Annotated in this window: 21 protein-coding genes and 1 other RNA gene; 17 read left to right on the top strand and 5 right to left on the bottom strand. The window is 65.1% G+C overall.

Annotated features, from left to right (window positions below; all coding sequences use genetic code 11):
• Positions 1 to 66: 66 nt before the first annotated feature.
• From A5777_RS08945 to crcB (A5777_RS08925), 5 genes are read left to right on the top strand one after another with little or no spacing between them, the layout of a single operon-like run.
• Positions 67 to 390, top strand: coding sequence for a histone-like nucleoid-structuring protein Lsr2 (locus tag A5777_RS08945; RefSeq protein ID WP_064862394.1), 324 nt, complete (start codon positions 67 to 69; stop codon positions 388 to 390).
• 42 nt (positions 391 to 432) lie between these two features.
• Positions 433 to 681: a DUF2630 family protein gene (locus tag A5777_RS08940; RefSeq protein WP_064862393.1), complete on the top strand. Its 249-nt coding sequence runs from the start codon at positions 433 to 435 to the stop codon at positions 679 to 681.
• Complete coding sequence (locus tag A5777_RS08935; RefSeq protein WP_082933602.1) at positions 656 to 2,623, top strand: propionyl-CoA synthetase; 1,968 nt, start codon at positions 656 to 658, stop codon at positions 2,621 to 2,623. The genes A5777_RS08940 and A5777_RS08935 overlap by 26 nt, the downstream gene beginning before the upstream one ends.
• Before the next feature lies 1 nt (position 2,624).
• On the top strand, positions 2,625 to 3,116 hold the full coding sequence (gene crcB, locus A5777_RS08930) for a fluoride efflux transporter CrcB (RefSeq protein WP_064862397.1): 492 nt from the start codon (positions 2,625 to 2,627) through the stop codon (positions 3,114 to 3,116).
• Positions 3,113 to 3,481 (top strand): fluoride efflux transporter CrcB, encoded by a 369-nt coding sequence (gene crcB / locus A5777_RS08925; protein WP_064862391.1) that lies wholly within the window; start codon positions 3,113 to 3,115, stop codon positions 3,479 to 3,481. Before crcB (A5777_RS08930) ends, crcB (A5777_RS08925) begins: the two co-directional genes overlap by 4 nt.
• Before the next feature lie 72 nt (positions 3,482 to 3,553).
• Here the strand turns inward: crcB (A5777_RS08925) and A5777_RS08920 are convergent, their stop codons facing one another.
• Both A5777_RS08920 and A5777_RS08915 read right to left on the bottom strand, forming a co-directional pair.
• Positions 3,554 to 4,777 (bottom strand): acyl-CoA dehydrogenase family protein, encoded by a 1,224-nt coding sequence (locus A5777_RS08920; RefSeq protein ID WP_064862390.1) that lies wholly within the window; start codon positions 4,775 to 4,777, stop codon positions 3,554 to 3,556.
• 45 nt (positions 4,778 to 4,822) lie between these two features.
• Entirely contained in the window at positions 4,823 to 6,193 is a 1,371-nt protein-coding gene (locus A5777_RS08915; protein WP_064862389.1) for an acyl-CoA dehydrogenase family protein, read from the bottom strand.
• Positions 6,194 to 6,338: 145 nt separating this feature from the next.
• Here A5777_RS08915 and A5777_RS08910 point away from each other — a divergent pair, with 145 nt between their 5' ends.
• Positions 6,339 to 6,815 carry a DUF2752 domain-containing protein gene (locus A5777_RS08910; RefSeq protein ID WP_005203602.1) on the top strand — a complete coding sequence of 159 codons (477 nt, stop codon included), beginning with the start codon at positions 6,339 to 6,341 and terminating at the stop codon, positions 6,813 to 6,815.
• 55 nt (positions 6,816 to 6,870) lie between these two features.
• Positions 6,871 to 7,530: an MBL fold metallo-hydrolase gene (locus A5777_RS08905; protein ID WP_005203599.1), complete on the top strand. Its 660-nt coding sequence runs from the start codon at positions 6,871 to 6,873 to the stop codon at positions 7,528 to 7,530.
• A 15-nt stretch (positions 7,531 to 7,545) separates the two neighbouring features.
• On the opposite strand, the gene A5777_RS08900 is transcribed toward A5777_RS08905, so the two are convergent.
• The gene (locus A5777_RS08900; RefSeq protein WP_064862388.1) at positions 7,546 to 7,944 is read right to left on the bottom strand and encodes a VOC family protein; all 399 of its coding nucleotides are present in this window, start codon (positions 7,942 to 7,944) and stop codon (positions 7,546 to 7,548) included.
• 153 nt (positions 7,945 to 8,097) lie between these two features.
• Entirely contained in the window at positions 8,098 to 8,898 is an 801-nt protein-coding gene (gene hisN / locus A5777_RS08895; RefSeq protein ID WP_064862387.1) for a histidinol-phosphatase, read from the bottom strand.
• A gap of 116 nt (positions 8,899 to 9,014) precedes the next feature.
• Here hisN and A5777_RS08890 point away from each other — a divergent pair, with 116 nt between their 5' ends.
• From A5777_RS08890 to ssrA, 10 genes are all read left to right on the top strand, one after another.
• On the top strand, positions 9,015 to 9,404 hold the full coding sequence (locus A5777_RS08890; RefSeq protein WP_064862396.1) for a hypothetical protein: 390 nt from the start codon (positions 9,015 to 9,017) through the stop codon (positions 9,402 to 9,404).
• A gap of 46 nt (positions 9,405 to 9,450) precedes the next feature.
• On the top strand, positions 9,451 to 10,566 hold the full coding sequence (gene prfB, locus A5777_RS08885) for a peptide chain release factor 2 (protein ID WP_064862386.1): 1,116 nt from the start codon (positions 9,451 to 9,453) through the stop codon (positions 10,564 to 10,566).
• Positions 10,559 to 11,560, top strand: coding sequence for a mechanosensitive ion channel family protein (locus A5777_RS08880; RefSeq protein ID WP_064862395.1), 1,002 nt, complete (start codon positions 10,559 to 10,561; stop codon positions 11,558 to 11,560). The genes prfB and A5777_RS08880 overlap by 8 nt, the downstream gene beginning before the upstream one ends.
• Positions 11,560 to 12,186 (top strand): hypothetical protein, encoded by a 627-nt coding sequence (locus tag A5777_RS08875; protein WP_064862385.1) that lies wholly within the window; start codon positions 11,560 to 11,562, stop codon positions 12,184 to 12,186. Before A5777_RS08880 ends, A5777_RS08875 begins: the two co-directional genes overlap by 1 nt.
• A gap of 69 nt (positions 12,187 to 12,255) precedes the next feature.
• Positions 12,256 to 12,942 carry a cell division ATP-binding protein FtsE gene (gene ftsE / locus A5777_RS08870; RefSeq protein WP_064862384.1) on the top strand — a complete coding sequence of 229 codons (687 nt, stop codon included), beginning with the start codon at positions 12,256 to 12,258 and terminating at the stop codon, positions 12,940 to 12,942.
• A 109-nt stretch (positions 12,943 to 13,051) separates the two neighbouring features.
• A complete protein-coding gene (ftsX, locus tag A5777_RS08865) occupies positions 13,052 to 13,963 on the top strand; it encodes a permease-like cell division protein FtsX (protein ID WP_064862383.1) in 912 nt (303 codons plus the stop codon).
• Between the two features lie 70 nt (positions 13,964 to 14,033).
• Entirely contained in the window at positions 14,034 to 14,507 is a 474-nt protein-coding gene (gene smpB / locus A5777_RS08860) for an SsrA-binding protein SmpB (RefSeq protein WP_064862382.1), read from the top strand.
• 50 nt (positions 14,508 to 14,557) lie between these two features.
• Entirely contained in the window at positions 14,558 to 15,778 is a 1,221-nt protein-coding gene (locus A5777_RS08855) for a glycoside hydrolase family 27 protein (protein ID WP_197501403.1), read from the top strand.
• A gap of 196 nt (positions 15,779 to 15,974) precedes the next feature.
• Positions 15,975 to 16,976 (top strand): alpha/beta hydrolase, encoded by a 1,002-nt coding sequence (locus tag A5777_RS08850; RefSeq protein WP_064862380.1) that lies wholly within the window; start codon positions 15,975 to 15,977, stop codon positions 16,974 to 16,976.
• 108 nt (positions 16,977 to 17,084) lie between these two features.
• Positions 17,085 to 17,457: a transfer-messenger RNA gene (gene ssrA / locus A5777_RS08845) on the top strand.
• Positions 17,458 to 17,472: 15 nt separating this feature from the next.
• On the opposite strand, the gene A5777_RS25005 is transcribed toward ssrA, so the two are convergent.
• Positions 17,473 to 18,028: TetR/AcrR family transcriptional regulator (locus tag A5777_RS25005; RefSeq protein ID WP_064862379.1), on the bottom strand; the 556-nt coding region annotated here is incomplete at its 5' end.

The raw sequence follows: 18,028 nt of genomic DNA, 5'->3' as shown, positions 1-18,028 counted from the left end.
TCGCGCCAGGAGGGATAGCTGCCGGGGTTGTCGGATTTCAGCGATTACGAGGGAGGGGACGCCGGAATGGCGACAAAGAAGATAGTCAAGTTCGTCGACGATCTCGACGGTTCTGAATTGGACGAAGCGGTGACCGTGGTTTTCGGCCTGAACGGAAAACAGTACGAGTTCGACACGTCACCTGCGCATGCGAAGGAATTCGCACAATCGCTTCAGAAGTATCTTGCAATTTCTCGCGTTGCGGATGGTTCGGGCAACGGGCACCCGTCCAAGCGGGCGCACCCCAGGACGCAGGCTATCCGCGCCTGGGCACGCGAGAACGGTTACGAGATCAGCAACCGCGGTCGCATCTCGTCGGAGATCGTGTCGGCATTCGAGGGCGCGGTCTGAATTTGCGGCTCGTGTCGCATCGTCGGGACTAACGTGGGGGTCATGGCGACCGATAAGCAAATCCACGAACACATCAACGACCTCATCGCCGAGGAGCACGAACTACGCGCCAAGGTGGGCCGCGGCGACATCACGCCCGACGAGGAGAACTCGCGTCTGTCGCAGGTCGAGGTGTCTCTCGATCAGGCCTGGGATCTCTTGCGGCAGCGTCAGGCCAAACGGGACGCAGGCCAGGACCCTGACGCTGCGGCAACCAGGCCGGCCGATGTCGTCGAAAAGTACCTGGACTGAGCGACGAGAAGAGCGTTCGATGGCGAGCTACGACGACACGTTCGCGCGCAGCGTCGACGATAGGGAGAACTTTTGGCTGCAGGCAGCAGCCGACGTCGAATGGTCGGTTCCGCCAACCGTGGCACTCGACGATTCGACAGCGCCGATGTATCGCTGGTTCCCCGACGGTCGGCTCAACACCTGTTACAACGCGCTGGACCGGCACGTCGCCGCGGGGCACGGTGACCGTCTCGCCCTGATCTGGGACTCCGCGATGGTCGACGAGATCCGCGAGTACACCTACGCCGAGCTGCTGGTGGAGGTCTCGCGATTCGCCGACGTGCTGCGCCGCCGGGGTGTCTCTCGCGGCGACCGGGTCATCATCTACATGCCGATGATCCCCGAGGCAGCGATCGCCATGCTCGCCTGCGCGCGGCTCGGTGCAGTGCATTCGGTGGTGTTCGGCGGCTTTGCCGCCCCCGAACTCGCCACACGCATCGACGACGCCGAGCCGGTTGCGATCGTGACCGCATCGGGCGGCCTCGAGCCGGGACGCAGCGTCGAGTATCTGCCGATGGTGGCAAGCGCCCTTGACCTCTCCGACAGCGCTGTCTCGACGGTCATCGTGAAGGATCGCCCGCAGGTGGCGGGTTCTGCCGCCGACCATGGCTCGTCCAGCAATGAAGGGGGCTCGTCGAGTAATGAAGGGCGCGACTGGCTCGATTGGGATGCCGAGATGGAGACGGCAGGTCTCACCGAAGCCGTCGACGTCGCGGCGACCGACCCGCTCTACATCCTGTATACGTCGGGTACCACGGGAAAGCCCAAAGGCGTTGTGCGCGACAACGGCGGGCACGCTGTCGCACTGACCTGGTCGATGGCGAACATCTACGACATCGGTGCGGGCGACATCTGGTGGACGGCGTCGGACGTCGGGTGGGTTGTCGGCCACTCGTACATCGTCTACGCGCCGCTGCTCGTCGGCGCGACGACGGTGATGTACGAGGGCAAACCGGTTGGCACACCTGATGCGGGAGCCTTCTGGCGAGTCATCGCCGAGCACCGGGTCAAGGCGCTGTTCACCGCGCCGACCGCGATCCGGGCGATCCGCAAGACCGACCCGGACGCGAGACTTCTTGATCAGTACGACATCTCGTCACTCCGCTCGCTCTTCGTCGCGGGTGAGCGGCTCGACCCCGACACGCTCGCCTGGTCGTCGAACGTGCTCGGTGTGCCGGTGATCGACCATTGGTGGCAGACCGAGACCGGATGGGCGATCGCGGCCAATCTGCGTGGGCTGCAACCGATGCCGGTCAAGGCGGGATCGGCGACCGTCGCCGTCCCGGGCTTCGGAGTCGGTGTCGTCGACGCCGAGGGGAACGTCGTCGATGCGGGCGTCGAAGGCAATATCGTGATCGCACTGCCGTTGCCACCGGGCACACTGACCGGACTGTGGGGCGACGAAGAGCGTTATCGCAGTTCGTATCTCAACGCCTTCCCCGGCTACTACCTGACCGGCGACTCCGGATACATCGATCACGACGGCTACATCTTCATCCTCGGACGATCCGACGACGTGATCAACGTCGCCGGGCACCGACTGTCGACCGGAAGCATCGAGGCCGTCGTGGCGTCGCATCCCGCGGTCGCCGAATGCGCCGTGATCGGCATCCACGACGACCTCAAGGGTCAGCGTCCGAGTGGCTACGTCGTGCTCAAGTCGGGTGTCGAGATCGAACCCGACACGCTGCGTGACGAACTGATCGCGAAGGTCCGCGACGAGATCGGGCCGGTGGCGACGTTCCGCGACGTGACCGTGGTTGCCGCGCTACCGAAGACACGGTCGGGCAAGATTCTGCGAAAGACCATGCGGCAGATCGCCGATCATCAGGAGTACGCCGTGCCGTCGACCATCGAGGATCCGAACGTCCTGGCGCGACTCGCGCAACAGATCGGACAGTGACATCGCGGACTTCGCGCCCAGGGGCGACGGCTCGATAGATCCCGACGCGCCGGCCGACCGGCCTCTGCACCTGCAGTTCGGAGCGATCGCACTGGTCTTCCTCGGCGGGATCTGCGGAACTGGTCTGCGCTACGTGATCGAGGAGGCATTTCCCACGGTCGGCACGGGATGGCCGTGGGCGACGTTCGCGATCAATGTCAGCGGCGCGTTCGTGCTCGGCGCGTTGCTGGAGTTCTTGGCGCTCGCGGGCCCCGACGACGGCTGGCGTCGCACTGTGCGTGTCTTTGCGGGCACCGGCCTCTGCGGGGCCTTCACGACGTATTCCACGTTCGCGCTCGAGACCACCCAACTCGGCGATCACGGCGCTCCCGGGGTGGCGATCGCGTATGCGGTGGTCAGCGTCGTGCTCGGTGTGCTCGGCGCCTGGGCGGGCATCGTCGTGGCGGGAACCGCGGGTCGACGACGTGCGGTGCGACGAGGCGGTGTGTCGTGACGGTGCTGGCGATACTCCTCGCGGGTGCGCTCGGGGCCGTGGCGCGGTTCGTCGTCGATGGTGCGATCAAGCGGTGGCGGAACACGACGTTCCCGTGGGCGACGTTGATCATCAACGTGTCCGGCTCGTTGCTGTTGGGTGTGCTCGCGGGGCTGGTGATCTACCACGGGGCGCCGAGTGAGCTGCAGGCCATCGTGGGCACCGGATTCTGCGGCGGCTACACGACTTTCAGCACGGCGAGCGTCGAGACGGTGCGTCTGGCCGAGCGGCGCGCCGGTGGGCTCGCGCTGTGCAACGCGGTGGGCTCGGTGGCGGCGGCCACTGCGGCCTGCGCCGTCGGGCTCGCGCTCGCGTGGGCTGTGTGAGGGGCCGGGAAAGAGTCGAGCCCTGCGGCACCGTGGCGCCGCAGGGCTCGTGACTCGTCGAGACTCAGTGTCTCACTTGAGTTCTGCGCTGCTCTTGTTCAACACGCGGCGCGCGATGATGAGCTGCTGGATCTGCTGGGTGCCCTCGAAGATGTCGAGGATCTTCGAGTCGCGGGCCCACTTCTCGAGTAGCAGCCGCTCCGAATACCCAAGCGTGCCAGTCAGTTCGACGGCCTTGTTGGTGACGTCGGTGACGGTGCGGCCGGCCTTGGCCTTGGCCATCGACGCCTGCAGCGAGTTGGGTTCCTTGTTGTCGGCCATCCACGTGGCGCGGATCGTCATCAGGTAGGAGGCCTCGAAGTCGGACTCCATCCGGATGAACTCGGCAGCGGCGGCATGCTGGTTCTCGGCAGGCTTGTCGTAATCGATCTCGATGCCCGCCTCCTCGAGGATGCGACGCAACTCCTCCAGGGCGGCGCGCGCTACACCGATGGCCATACCCGCGACGAGTGGGCGGGTGTTGTCGAAGGTCTGCATCACCCCGCCGAAACCCTTTTTCGTATCCACCTCGGGGCTACCGAGCAGATTCTCCTTGGGGATGCGGCAATTCTCGAAGCGGATCACCGCGGTGTCGGAGACGCGGATACCGAGCTTGTGCTCGAGCCGCACCACCTCGACGCCCGGATGCTCACGCGGCACCACGAAGCTCTTGATGGCCGCACGCCCGAGGCTGCGGTCGACGCTGGCCCACACCACGATGTGGGTGGCGCGCGAACCGGACGTCACGAAGATCTTCTCGCCGTTGATGACGTACTCGTCGCCGTCGAGTGTGGCGGTGGCGGTCACCGCGGCCGAATCGGAGCCGAAGCTGGGCTCGGTGATGGCCATGGCGGCCCACACCTTGCCGAAGCGCTTGAGCTGCTCGTCGGTCGCGACAGCGGCGATGGCCGAGTTGCCCAGTCCCTGGTACGGCATCGACAACGTCAAACCGACGTCGCCCCAGCATGTTTCGATGACGTTCATCACCGACTGCATGTTGCCGCCGTTGATATTCGCGCCCTCGCGCTCCGGCTTGGCCTTCTTCTCCTGGCTTCGTCCGCCGTCGGCACCGGCACCGGCCTGACCGGTCTCGGCGAGACCGTCGTACAGGCTTGCGAGAGTGTCGAGTTCGACCGGGTAGGAGTGCTCGGCGAGGTCGTACTTGCGCGAGATGGGGCGGAAGATCTCGGCCGCGGCCTGGTGGGCCTGGTCGATCGTGGTGTTCAGCTTCCGGGGGAGTTCCAGATTGATTGCCATGTCAGTTGCTTTCTCGGTGGGTCTCGTCGTCGGAAGAAGTCGCCGTCAGAGGACGACGATGCCCTCGCCGATGCCTGCGCCGCGCAGGTCGCGGTACCAACGCTCGACCGGGTGCTCCTTGGTGAAGCCGTGGCCACCGAGCAACTGCACGCCGTCGAGTCCGATCTGTAGTCCCTTGTCGATGGTCAGCTTGCGTGAGAGTGCCGATTCGCGGGCAAACGACAGACCCTGCTCGGCCCGCGATGCGCCGCGCAGTGTGACCAGGCGGATGCCGTCGAGTTCGGTGGCGATGTTGGCAACCATGAAGGCGACGGCCTGACGGTTGGAGATCGGCTCGCCGAATGCCTCACGCTCGTTGACGTAGGGGATCACGTAGTCGAGGACGGCCCTGCCGGTTCCGGCGGCAAGCGCCGACCAACCGAGGCGCGACAGACGTACGACGTCGCGGTAGGCCGCGAGGGCTGCCTCGCCGGTCTCTTCGCCGAGGAGCGCGCTCTCGGGGACGGCAACGTCTTGCAGCAGTAGGCGACCCATGCCCGCGGCGCGCACACCCATGCCCGGATCTGCCTCGACGATCAGTCCCTCGGAATCGGATTCGACGATGAACAGCGCGGGCCGGCCGTCGAGCTGGGCTCCGACGATGAACAGTTCCGACGATCCCGCAGCGGGCACGAACGACTTCACGCCGTTGAGTCGGTAGCCGCTCGGCACCCGAGTTGCCTTGGTCTGCAACGAGAATGCGTCGAACAGAGCGCGCGGCTCCGCGATGACGACGGACGACTGCGGCACGTTCTCGCCTGCGAAGTCGGGCAGGTAGGTCTTCTGCTGACTGTCGCTACCGAAGTTGGTGAGGGTGGTGGCGACGCCGCTCGGTGCGAGGAGCGGAAGGGCTAGTCCCATGTCGCCGTAAGCCATTGCCTCGGCAACCAGGGCGTTGGTGACGACGCCACGCTCGGACGCCGCGCCGTCGAACTGCTCGGGCACGTTGATCATCGTGATGCCGAGTTCGGCGGAGCGCTTGACGATGTCTTCAGGTGCGCTCGCGGCGGCGTCGGCATCGTAGGCTGCGGGGCGCAGGATCTCCTCGGCGAATTCCTTCACCGTTTCGGCGATCATCTGCTGCTCGTCGTCGGGGTTGAGGTTGAAGTAGTCCTTCGGTGTGGTGCTCAGTCGTGCCGCGCCACCCGAGCCGCCCTGCACCTTCTTGAACGCGCGGTTGGCTGCGCCGAGGGTCTGGAAGCCGGTCTTGGTCGCCTGGTAGGCGATTCGGTTGATGGGCTCACGGATCTGGTACTTCTCCGCGAAGTCGGAGCCGGTGACCGTCGTGAGCACACGCATCGCGGTGCCGATGGCATTGCGCTTGTGCGGGTTCTTGCCGACCGCAGAGGTGTCGCGGGGTTCGGTGTGAGTCGTCATGACAACCATTTCTCTTCGCACGGGTGCTTGGACTGCGCGTGAGCAGTATCTTACTCGGTAGTAAGTACAAACCTTACTACTCGGTAAGGAGATTGTCACGCGCTCGTCGAACGTCGTGTTCTCATCGCCGGTTTAGGCTGGTCACGTGTCAACCGATCGCACCGACCTCCCGGGTCCATACACAGCGGCACCGTCGGGTGCGGGTGGCCGACGGGTCGGACCGGCGATGGTGGTCGCGGTCGGTGGGGCAGCGCTGCTCACCGCGATCGTGTGGCCGCTGGGATCGGTTGATCACGGCCGCGACCTCTGTGTCTTCCGCGCGCTCACGGGCCTGCCGTGTCCGGGGTGCGGACTGACGCGCAGTTGGGTGCACCTCATGCATGGCGACGTGGGCGGGGCGTTCACCTACAACGTATTCGGACCGTTGACGCTGGTGGCGACCGTGATCGCCGTCGCCGCCGGAGTCTGGTGTCTCGTCGCAGGTCCGGGAGCGTTGAAGCGGCTCCGGCTACGTCGAGCGCTGCCGGTGTTGGTGGTGGTGCTCGGGTTGTGGCTGGTCTACGGCGTCGCTCGCATCGTCGACGCTGCTGCGGGCTGGGGTGTGTTCCCAGCGGTTGTGTGATCCGGGGTTCGGCTGGACCAATGCGTAAACCCGTGCGGGAGAGCACAGTGGACGCATGGAGATCACCCACTTCGGCCATTCCTGCATGCTCGTCGAATTGGAGGGGACTCGTATCCTCTTCGACCCGGGCACCCTTGCGCACGGCTTCGAAGGGCTGACCGGACTCGACGCGATCCTGATCACCCATCAACATCCTGATCACTGCGACGTCGCGCGGCTGCCGAATCTGGTCGGTGAGAACCCTCAGGCGATCCGTATCGCCGACCCGCAGACCGCCGCACAACTCAACTCCGACGATGCGGCAGGGGAGTGGACTGCGGCACTCGCGGGCGGCCAGGTCGGTGTCGGCGCGGTGACCGCGCGATTCACCGGAGGGCGTCACGCCGTGATCCACCCCGAGATCCCCGTCGTCGACAACGTTGCGTATGTGCTCGGAACATCAACGGCTCCAGGGCGTTTCATGCATCCCGGTGATTCGTTCTACATTCCGTTCGAGCAGATCGACGTGCTCGCGCTGCCGTCGGCGGCGCCGTGGATGAAACTCAGCGAGTCGGTCGACTACCTGCGCGCGATGGCGCCGCGGGTTGCCGTCCCGATCCACCAGGCTGTGCTCTCCGACGCGGGTACCGGTGTTCACTACTCGCGGCTGACCGAGATGAAGGATCCCGGCACCGAATTCGTCGTGCTCGATGAGGAGTCGGGAACGCAGGTTTGACGAAGCTGTTTCAGCTCATGCAGGAGGTGCGAAGAACTCCAGCGCGATGTTGTCGGGGTCTCGGAACGAGATGCCGGACCCATAGTGCGCCCGCTTGATATCGCTGTGCGCGACCCCGAGTTCGTCCAAGCGTGCCAACCAGCCGTCGAGCTCCTCACCCCTGACGGCGAAGGCGACGTGGTCGAGTCCCGTCCGGTGTTCGTCGAAGCTTCCCGACGCCGCCGAGCCGGTGTGAGTGTGCAGTCCGAAGAGGGTTCCGCCATCGAGTGCGAACACCGCGTGGTGGAACTCGCCCGACTCCTCATCCTCGTCGAGCACTGGCGCGGCGTCGAACAGAGCCGAGTACCAACGAGTGCTGGCGTCGAGGTCGGTGACGGTGATGGCCACGTGGGTCAGTGCGGGGAAGCCGGGCATCGCGAATCTCCTGGAGCGTCGGGTCTGAAGACGTGGGGGTCTGCAGACAGCGGTGGGTCTCAGACGCACACGCTAGGAGCTGTCGCCGGTCGCCACGCCGGGATTGCGCAGGGACTATCCGAGCGGGCAGGTAGGTCGGGCGCGGCGCTGCGGTTACCCCTCGAGGGCGGTGAGCACCTCGTCGTGAAGGAGTCCGTTGGTGGCGACCGCGCTGCCGCCGCCGGGGCCGGGGGAGCCGTCGAGCGAGGTGAAGCGCCCGCCGGCTTCGCGCACCAGCACGTCGAGCGGGGCGAGATCCCACAGCGACACCTCGGGTTCTGCCGCGATGTCGACCGCGCCCTCGGCGACGAGGCAGTAGTTGAGGAAGTCGCCGTAACCGCGCACTCGCCAGACACGGTCGGTGAGGTCGATGAACTTGTCGCGGACGCCGCGGTCGGCCCAGCCGGACAGGCTCGAGAAGGTCAGGCTCGACGACGCGAGGTCGGCGACCTGCGAGACCGTCATCTGGCGCGCGTCGCCGTGGTCGAACGCGACAAACGCCCCGTGGCCGGCGGCGGCCCACCACCGGCGGCTCAACGCAGGCGCCGACACCACGCCGACCACCGGCACGCCGTCGACCAGCAAAGCGATCAGCGTGGCCCAGATCGGGAGGCCGCGCACGAAGTTCTTGGTGCCATCGATGGGGTCGACGACCCATTGCCGACCGGTCAGGATCGCGTCGCCGCCGAACTCTTCACCGAGGACCTCGTCGTCGGGGAACACGGCCGCGAGACGTTCGCGGATCATCTGCTCGCAGGCGAGGTCGGCGTCGGAGACCGGGGTGAGGTCGGGTTTGGCGTCGACCTCGAGGTCGATCGCGCCGAAGCGCCCCATCGTCAGCGCATCGGCGGACTCTGCGAGAGAGAGCGCGAAATCGAGGTCGGCGGTGGCGTCGGAATCGGGCGTCGGAAGCACCCGGTCAGCGTAACGCTTGGCTGCGTTGCGAAAACTGTAGAGGATGGCGGCCGCGATGACGGTCGACGCTGCGCTCTCCGCCCGAAATGCCCGGTCGGGTCGGTAGGGTTGAGGCCATGTTGACCGTCATTCTCGTCATTTTGCTCGTCGTCGCCGTGATCGCGATGATCATGCGTTTTCGCGGACAGCGAATCGGCGGATTCGGTGGCAACACGGCGGGCTACGCGCAGGGGACCCTGACGGTCACCGGCGTGAGTGATCAAGGCGAGCCGGACAGCAAGGGGCAAGCGTTCTGCACCATCTCCGGAACGATCAACGGTCCGGGAACCAGCCCGACCGAGGTGTACGGAACGATGATCCTCGCCGTGGGCGAGCCGTGGCCGCAGATCGGTTCCGAGCATGCCGTCGTCTACAAACCGGGCAAGACCGCGACGACGTGGAGTTTCGGCCAACTGCCTCCTATGCAGGCTCCCGACGCCCCGCCCTCGGTACCGCCGTCGGCGTGAGGAGTGGGGGCACATCGGCGATCAGCAGTCGGTACCCTGGTAAACCGTGCATCCTGACGTAGCAACCGATCTCGAATCCCTTGACTCGACCCTGACGACCGTCGAGAAAGTCCTCGACGTCGAGGAGTTGCGTCGGAGGATCGACGAGCTCGAGATGCAGGCGTCCGACCCTGATCTGTGGAACGACCAAGACCACGCGCAGAAGGTGACGAGCGAACTCTCGCACGCCCAGGCGGAGCTGCGTCGCGTCACCGAGTTGCGGCAGCGACTCGACGACATGCCCGTCCACTACGAACTCGCGGAGTCCGAAGAGGGTGAGGCACGCACATCTGCGCTTGCCGATGCCGACGCCGAGCGCGAGTCCCTGCGCAGCGACATCCAGGCGATGGAGGTCAAGACCATGCTCGCCGGCGAGTACGACTCCCGCGACGCCGTGGTCAACATCAGGTCGGGTGCGGGTGGTGTCGACGCCGCCGACTGGGCGCAGATGCTGATGCGCATGTACGTCCGCTGGGCGGAAAAGCACGGCTACGGCGTCGAGGTCTACGACACCTCCTACGCGGAAGAAGCGGGTCTGAAGTCGGCGACGTTCGCGGTCAAGTCGCCCTACATGTACGGCACGCTGTCGGTGGAGCAGGGCACGCACCGGTTGGTCCGCATCAGCCCGTTCGACAACCAGGGTCGTCGCCAAACCTCGTTCGCCGAGGTCGAGGTACTGCCCGTCGTCGAGACCACCGACCACATCGACGTCGACGAGAACGACGTGAAGGTCGACGTCTACCGGTCGTCGGGTCCGGGCGGTCAGTCGGTGAACACCACCGACTCCGCGGTCCGGTTGACCCACATCCCGACCGGTATCGTCGTGACCTGCCAGAACGAGAAGAGTCAGCTGCAGAACAAGGCGTCGGCGATGCGGGTGTTGCAGGCCAAGCTCCTCGCTCGCAAACAGCAGGAGGAGCGCGCTGAGCTCGACGCGCTGAAGGGCGACGGCGGATCGAGCTGGGGCAACCAGATGCGCTCCTACGTGCTGCACCCCTATCAGATGGTCAAGGACCTGCGGACCAACGTCGAAAACAACAACCCGACGACGGTTCTCGACGGCGACATCGACGAGTTCATCGAAGCCGGCATCCGCTGGCGGATGGCCGATGCCGATGCGTGAGGTCTTCGCGCAGGCAGGTTCGTCGGTGCTCGCGCGGGCCGATTTCACCACTCTTGCCTTCGCGCCCGGTGCGACGGAGTCGGTGATCGGGCGCTTCTATCGGTGGATGGCCACCAACGGCCTCGAGATCGTGATCTGGATCCTCGGCGGCATCCTCGTCGTTCGATTCATCCGCTGGTCGGCGCAGAAGTTCAACGACCGCATCGAGGCCCGATTCCACGACAGTGATCTGATCGTGCAGAGCGAGGACTCCAAACACCGTCGCGCGATGATCGATGTGGTGTCGTGGACGCTCGTCGTCGTCGTCGGCATCATCGTGTTCCTGCACATTCTGACCGTGTTCAAGGTGCCGCTGTCAGGATTGGTCGGCCCGACTGCCGTGGTCGGTGCCGCGCTCGGTTTCGGCGCCCAGCGGGTGGTCCAAGACATCCTCGCGGGATTCTTCGTGGTCGCCGAACGGCAGTACGGATACGGCGACGTCGTGGCTTTGACCGTCACCGGCAACGGTGAAGCCGAGGGAACCGTCGAGGACGTGACCTTGCGCATCACGCGCCTGCGCACGTCCGAGGGTGAGGTCATCACCGTTCCCAACGGCCAGGTCATCAAGACCACCAACCGCTCGAAGGATTGGGCGAGGGCCGTTGTCGACGTTCCTGTTCCCGCCGACTCCGACATCGGGGTGGTCAACGAGGTTCTCTCCGAGGTAGGCCAGCGGTTCTACAACGATCCGTACTGGCACGACCTGCTTCTCGACGCGCCATCGCCGCTCGGTGTGACAAACCTCGAGCTCGATTCGATGACCGTCCGAATGGTGACCAGGACCCTTCCGGGTAAACAGTTCGAGGTCAGTCGCGCGCTGCGCGCATGGATTGTGCGCGCGCTTGCTCGCCGCGGTATCAACGTCGCTTCCGGTAAAGAGGTGCAGGCCGGGTCAGCGCCGCCGAGCGGTCATGCCGAGGCCGACGCACAAGCGTCGTCGGGGGGCGACAAGTGATGGTTCATCGTCACGACGGTCCCGACCACGCCGCGAGTCGCTCCGACGACGCGGCCGCGAAGGCAGCGGCCGAGGCGGTCGTCGCCAAGATCGAGCAGGCAGAAGCCGCAGCCGACAAGCAGGAAGACGCCAACGGCAACGGCGACGCGAAAAGCGACTTGGACGCAGATCGCACGGTGGCCCCGGGGCCGCGCTCGGACGAGATCGGCGATCCACACAGTCTGCGCCACCGACGCGACTGGCACCACATTCCGCACACCCGGGTCCGGACCAGTACGGCGATCGTGTCGGTGCTCTTCATCGTGTGCGTCATTGTCTACGGCTACACCTCGCAGCGATACGGAATCGTCGACGCTCCCGCCCCCCCGCCGACTCATCACCGCACCTCGGTCGAGACGACTCCGGAGACCACGTACTCCACGCCGTCTTCGTCGTATCCCTCGACGTCGGAGCCGTCGGGCATCTCGGGCGAGTCGGAGAATCCGAGCGAACAGCCCGGTCAGGGAGGTGCCGTTCCGGGCACCCAGAGTGGGCAACCGACCACGACCGGTGGCAACGGCTTCTCGGACTTCTTCAACAACCGGAACAACCAGCAGGAGACGACGACGGCAGTCCCGTCGCGCTGACCGGGCGGGTCGGCGCGCGGGTGCGCACCTGAACAGACCTCTCAGGCGTCACCGTTACACTCTGTTGTCGTGATCAAGCTGGAGAACGTGACGATGAAGTACAAGGCATCCAGCCGACCCGCCCTCACCGACCTCGATCTCGAGGTCGACAAGGGCGAGTTCGCGTTCCTCATCGGCCCCTCTGGTTCTGGCAAGTCGACGTTCTTCCGGCTGCTGCTCAAAGAGGATCGGCCGACGAAGGGTGAGGTGTACGTCGGCGACTTCCACGTGAACCGCCTTCGCGGACGCACGGTACCCAAGCTGCGGCAATCCATCGGATGTGTGTTCCAGGACTTCCGGTTGCTGCAGCAGAAGTCGGTGGCCGACAACGTGGCGTTCGCGCTCGAGGTGATCGGCAAGCAGCCGTCGACCATTCGCCGTGTGGTGCCGGAGGTCCTCGAGTACGTGGGTCTCGAGGGCAAGCAGGACCGTATGCCCTACGAGCTGTCGGGCGGTGAGATGCAGCGTGTCGCCATCGCGCGCGCGATCGTCAACCGACCACTGGTCCTGCTCGCCGACGAGCCCACGGGCAACCTCGATCCGGAGACCAGCGAGGAGATCGTCGACGTGCTCGACCGCGTCAACCGGCGCGGAACAACCGTCGTCATGGCAACGCACGATCGGCACATCGTCGACGCGATGCGACGTCGGGTACTCGAGTTCGACAACGGCAGACTCGTCCGCAACGACGCACAGGGCGTGTACGGCATCGGCTGACCGTCGATTCGGGTGAGTGCGATCGCGCGCAACCGCCCATGTCGACGCACCTCAGTCCGCGTACCACCAGCCCGCGTACTCCACAGACCAAAGGACGTGTAGCACCAGCATGCGAGCGAACTTCATCATCAGCGAGGTCTTCAACGGTCTCCGCCGCAACGTCACGATGACGGTCGCGATGATCCTCACCACTGCCATCACTCTCGGCATGCTCGGTGGCGGATTGTTGGTCATCCAGATGGCGAACAAGAGTCAGAAGATCTTCCTCGACCGTGTCGAGATGCAGTTCTACATCAACGACGACGTCAGTGCGGCCGACCCGGATTGCCAGAAAGCACCGTGTTCGACGCTGCGCACCGACCTCGAGAACGAGCCGGGCGTCGGCTCGGTGACCTACGTCAGCAAGGCTGACGCGTACAAGGCGGCGAAAGCGGCGTTCGAGCAGAGCGCACCGGAGATCGCCGACATGATCTCGCCCGACGCCAACCCCGCGTCGCTCAAGGTTCGGATGAGTGATGCCAACCAGTTCGGCGCGGTGCTCGACAAGTATGCCGACCGGAAGGATCTCGGCGTCGACGGCGTTCTAGATCAGCGAGAGTTGGTGAATCGTATCTTCAGCGTGCTCGACGGGGTGCGCAACGCGGCGTTCGCGGTGGCCGCGGTCCTTGCGGTGGCGGCGATCCTGTTGATCGTCAACACGGTTCAGGTTGCGGCGTTCACCCGCCGGACGGAAGTGTCGATCATGCGGTTGGTCGGTGCGACCCGCTGGTACACGCAGCTACCGTTCCTGTTGGAGGCCGTGTTCTCGGCCTTCATCGGTTCGCTGCTGGCGATCGGCGGCCTTTTCGCGGCGAAGGTGTTCTTCTTCGACAAGGCGTTGAACGACCTCTACGGCGTCAACATCCTGGCCAGGATCACCGCGGGCGACGTGCTGTTCGTGTCGCCGTGGCTGATCCTTGTCGGAATTGTGTTGGCAGGCGCGACGGCATATGTCACGCTGCGTGTCTATGTTCGTGAGTAGTTGCGGAGCGTAGCGAGGAGGCTCGGAGCGAGAGCTGGCCGACGAACAAATGCACAGAAAGGCATGAGTAATGGCGAAGGAGAAGGGGCGCAATGTGATTGCGTCGAACCGTAAGGCTCGCCATAACTACGCCATCCTGGACACCTACGAGGCCGGTGTCGCTCTGGTTGGGACCGAGGTCAAGAGTCTTCGGGAGGGCAAGGCGTCGTTGGTCGACGCATTCGCCACCATCGACGACGGCGAGGTGTGGCTGCGTGGCCTGAACATCGCCGAGTACGGTCGCGGTTCGTGGACAAACCACACACCGCTGCGTAAGCGCAAGCTGCTCATGCATCGGAGCGAGATCGACAATCTGATCGGCAAGATCCGCGACGGCAACCTGACCTTGGTGCCTTTGTCGCTCTATTTCAACGACGGCAAGGTCAAGGTCGAGTTGGCACTTGCTCGCGGTAAGCAGGCGCACGACAAACGCCACGACATTGCTCGACGCACCGCGCAGCGTGAGGTCGAACGCGAGCTGGGTCGTCGGGTCAAGGGCATGTGACCACGACGTCGTCGTATCGTCGAACACGTTTCTCGGTGGTTGCCGCCCTGGTGGCGGTGATCGCCGCGTTGGCGGCTGTCGCGTGTACGCCGCAGCAGGAGGGTCGGATCGGCGGTGATGGGCCCGCGATTCCCGGGCTTGCGGCGGTTCCCCCGATGGGGTGGAACAGTTGGAACACTTTCGGATGCGGGATCACCGAGCAGATCGTCCGTGCGCAGGCTGACGCGCTCGTGTCGTCGGGGCTGCGCGATGCCGGCTACAAGTATGTGATCGTCGACGACTGCTGGGCCGCGCCACAGCGCGACGCCTCGGGCAGGCTGCAGGCTGATCCGGTGCGATTCTCTTCCGGGATGGCCGCACTCGGTGTCTACCTTCATGAGCGGGGCCTGCTCTTCGGTATCTACTCCGGCGCGCGGGACAAGACCTGCACGCAGTATCAGGGCACGTATCCAGGGGCGACGGGCAGCGGTGGTCACGAGGTGATCGACGCTCAGACGTTCGCCGGGTGGGGCGTCGACTATCTCAAGTACGACTGGTGTTCGTCGAATACGTCCCACGACGATCAGGTCTCGTCGTTCACAGCGATGCGAAATGCGTTGCGCGACACAGGCCGTCGCATCGTGTTTGCGATCAATCCCAACAGTGGCGTCGCCGGATCGGTACCCGGTGCCCAATTCGATTGGGGCGGAACGGCAACGACGACCCGTGTGACCAACGACGTCACGCCCGCGTGGTCGACCGCAAATGGACCGTCGGGGTATCAGGGCATCGTCAACATCGTCGACGCCGCCGGGCCGCTGACCGCGCGGGTGAAACCGGGGTCGTTCATCGACTCGGACATGCTCGTCGTCGGATCATCTGGTCTCACAGCGGCGGAGCAGCGTACGCAGATGTCGATGTGGTCGATGATGGCTGCGCCTCTCATCGCGGGCAACGACCTGACGAACATGTCGCAGGAGACGCTCGACATGTTGCGCAACGCGGCGATCATCGCGATCGACCAGGATTCGCGAGTCGTCGCAGGCGCGATGGTCGACGACGATCCCGAGGTGTGGTCGCGCGCGATCGGCGACAAGGGTCTGGTCATTTCGCTCACCAACCGTTCCGATCATGCTCGGACGCTGTCGGTGTCGTTGGGGAGCGTCGGACTCGTGGGTGATGCGTCGGTCACCGGTGTCGACGCGTGGACCGGGCGGTCGTTCACGGCGCAGCACGGTGAGTTGTCGGTGCCGGTAGGCGTGCACGACACGGCTGTCCTCGAGATTCGCTGAGTGCGACCGTCGCCGGGTCACGTCGACGACTCGGGGGTATCTCGGGACGGTCGTTTGCGTTGCGATCTAGTTTCGACTGACGATGAGCGGCGCGCCGAGTCTGGAAGGTTGCTGTGAGTGTGGGTAGACATGCCGGGTGATCATGAGAGGACTACCGCAGCCGGAACATCAGCCACAGGCGTCACAGTCGTCACGGATGCTGCGACCGTTGGAGGCGTCGAGGCGGTGTCGGCGCGGTGCGTCGATCGTCGCCACGTCGCTGGCCGTTGTCTTGGCGACCGTGGCAGCGGTGTTCACAGGTACCGCGGTCGCGGCTCCTGCGTCGGCGGCGGTGGTGCGTATCGACCGGGTCGACGACCAACTGTCGATCGTCTACGTGTACTCGCCGTCGATGGGCAAGGTGATCCCCAATCAGGTATTGCGACCGCGAGGCGAGGGCTCGGCGCCGGTCTTCTATCTGCTCAATGGACGGTCGGGCGGCGTCGAGGGTGATAGTTGGCTCAAGCAAACCGACCACCGATCGTTCTTCGCCGGCAAGAACGTGACAGTGGTGTCGCCGCTGGGTGGGCCGTACGCCTGGTATGCCGACTGGCAGCGGCCGGACCCCGCGCTCGGCGTCAACAAGTGGGAGACCTACCTGCTGCGGGAACTGCCAGGTGCCATCGCAGGCCCACTGCGCGCGAACGGCCGCAACGCGATCGCCGGTCTGTCCCTCTCCGGTGGTCCCGCGCTCGACATCGCCGGCCGGGGTGGATCGCTCTATCGCGCGGCGGCGTCGTACAGCGGTTGCCCTGCCATCAGTGCGCCGCCCGCGACCGCAGGCGTCTTCGCCACGACATCGATAGGCGGTGGCAACGCGCTGAACATGTTCGGACCTCCCGGATCGCCCGCGTGGGTCGATCACGATCCTTCGCGGAATCCTGCACGACTGCGGGGAAAGGCAATTTATCTGGGCGCGGCGTCGGGGTTGCCGGGACGAACCGACGGTGCTCCCCTCGGCGCACCGTCGTTGCTGGCCGGACCCGCCGAGGTGGAGATGGGGACACATTGGTGTACCGACCAGATGGCCGCCGCTCTCAATGGGGCGGGGATACCGCACACGTACCGTGTGTTCGATCAGGGCGCGCACACATGGTCGTTATTCGCCACTGAGATGCGTGACAGTTGGCGGGTCATCGGACCGGCGCTCGGCGCGTGACAGATGGGCGGCGCGCGGCAGTGATCAGGGCCGAACAGAAAAGGGAATGAACCGCGTGCCGTGGGTTGTTATAGTGGAGCTTCCGCCGGTTTCCGGTGGAACCATCTCGGGGCTGATCGGTTTCGACTACGTGCGTCGAGGTGGGGGAAGCGTGTCGGTGCAGGCCAGAGACCACCGTTAAGCGTCGCGGCAACCAATTAAGCGCCGATAAGAATCAGCGCGACTACGCACTCGCTGCCTGACAGCGACTGCGTGTCTGTTGGCCCGGGTTTTGCTCCCTTGCCCGGTGCCGGCATCATCTCAGGGAGCTCACTGTCCACTCTGGTCGCGGGAGTGAACGGGACATCTCACAGCGACTGGGATCGTCATCTCGGCTTGTTCGCGTGACCGAGAGATCCGAGTAGAGATATAGCGGACTGCACACGGAGAAGCCCTACCGAAGCGACGGAGGACCCGGGTTCAATTCCCGGCAGCTCCACGAAAGCCTCCCACCTGTTTACGCAGGTGGGAGGCTTTTTTGTGCGGTGCCGTCGCCGTACATGGTGAGCCAGAACGATCGAGCCATGGCCGAGGCGAACGCGCGGTCGTAGCCGTCGTCGGCGAGTTGCATGACGTCGGAGAAGCCTGCCTGCATACCCACCACGATGAATCGCGCCGTCTGATCGGGCTCGATGTCGGGGGACGCGATTCCAGCGGCCTGCTCGGTACGGATTCGTTCGGCGATATCGGCCGTGTAGTTCTGCAGGCCTCGTCGAAAGTTGTCGCCCAAGCGGGTGTCGGTGCTCGTCGTCTCCAGATACGCACGCCAGATCACGCGGTAGCGGCGGGCGGACGCGAAGAGTTCGACGATGACGTCGGCGAGCGCCTCCGGACGTGCCTGCGACGGTTCCTTCCAGTAGCGGTCCGCCGTCGCCACGAACTCGGCGAGCAGTGGAGTGGTGAGTTGCAGAATGAGCGCGGTCTTGTCGGGAAACCACTGATAGAACGTTGATCGGGAGACCTCGGCGACCTCGAGGATGCGTTCGACGGGGATGTCGGCGTAGTGCTCGCCG

Origin of the sequence: Gordonia sp. 852002-10350_SCH5691597, from assembly GCF_001665715.1 — a bacterium.
Lineage (GTDB): Bacteria > Actinomycetota > Actinomycetes > Mycobacteriales > Mycobacteriaceae > Gordonia > Gordonia sputi.
Note: the sequence above shows the minus strand (reverse complement) of the source record. Positions and strands in the feature narration are given on the sequence as shown.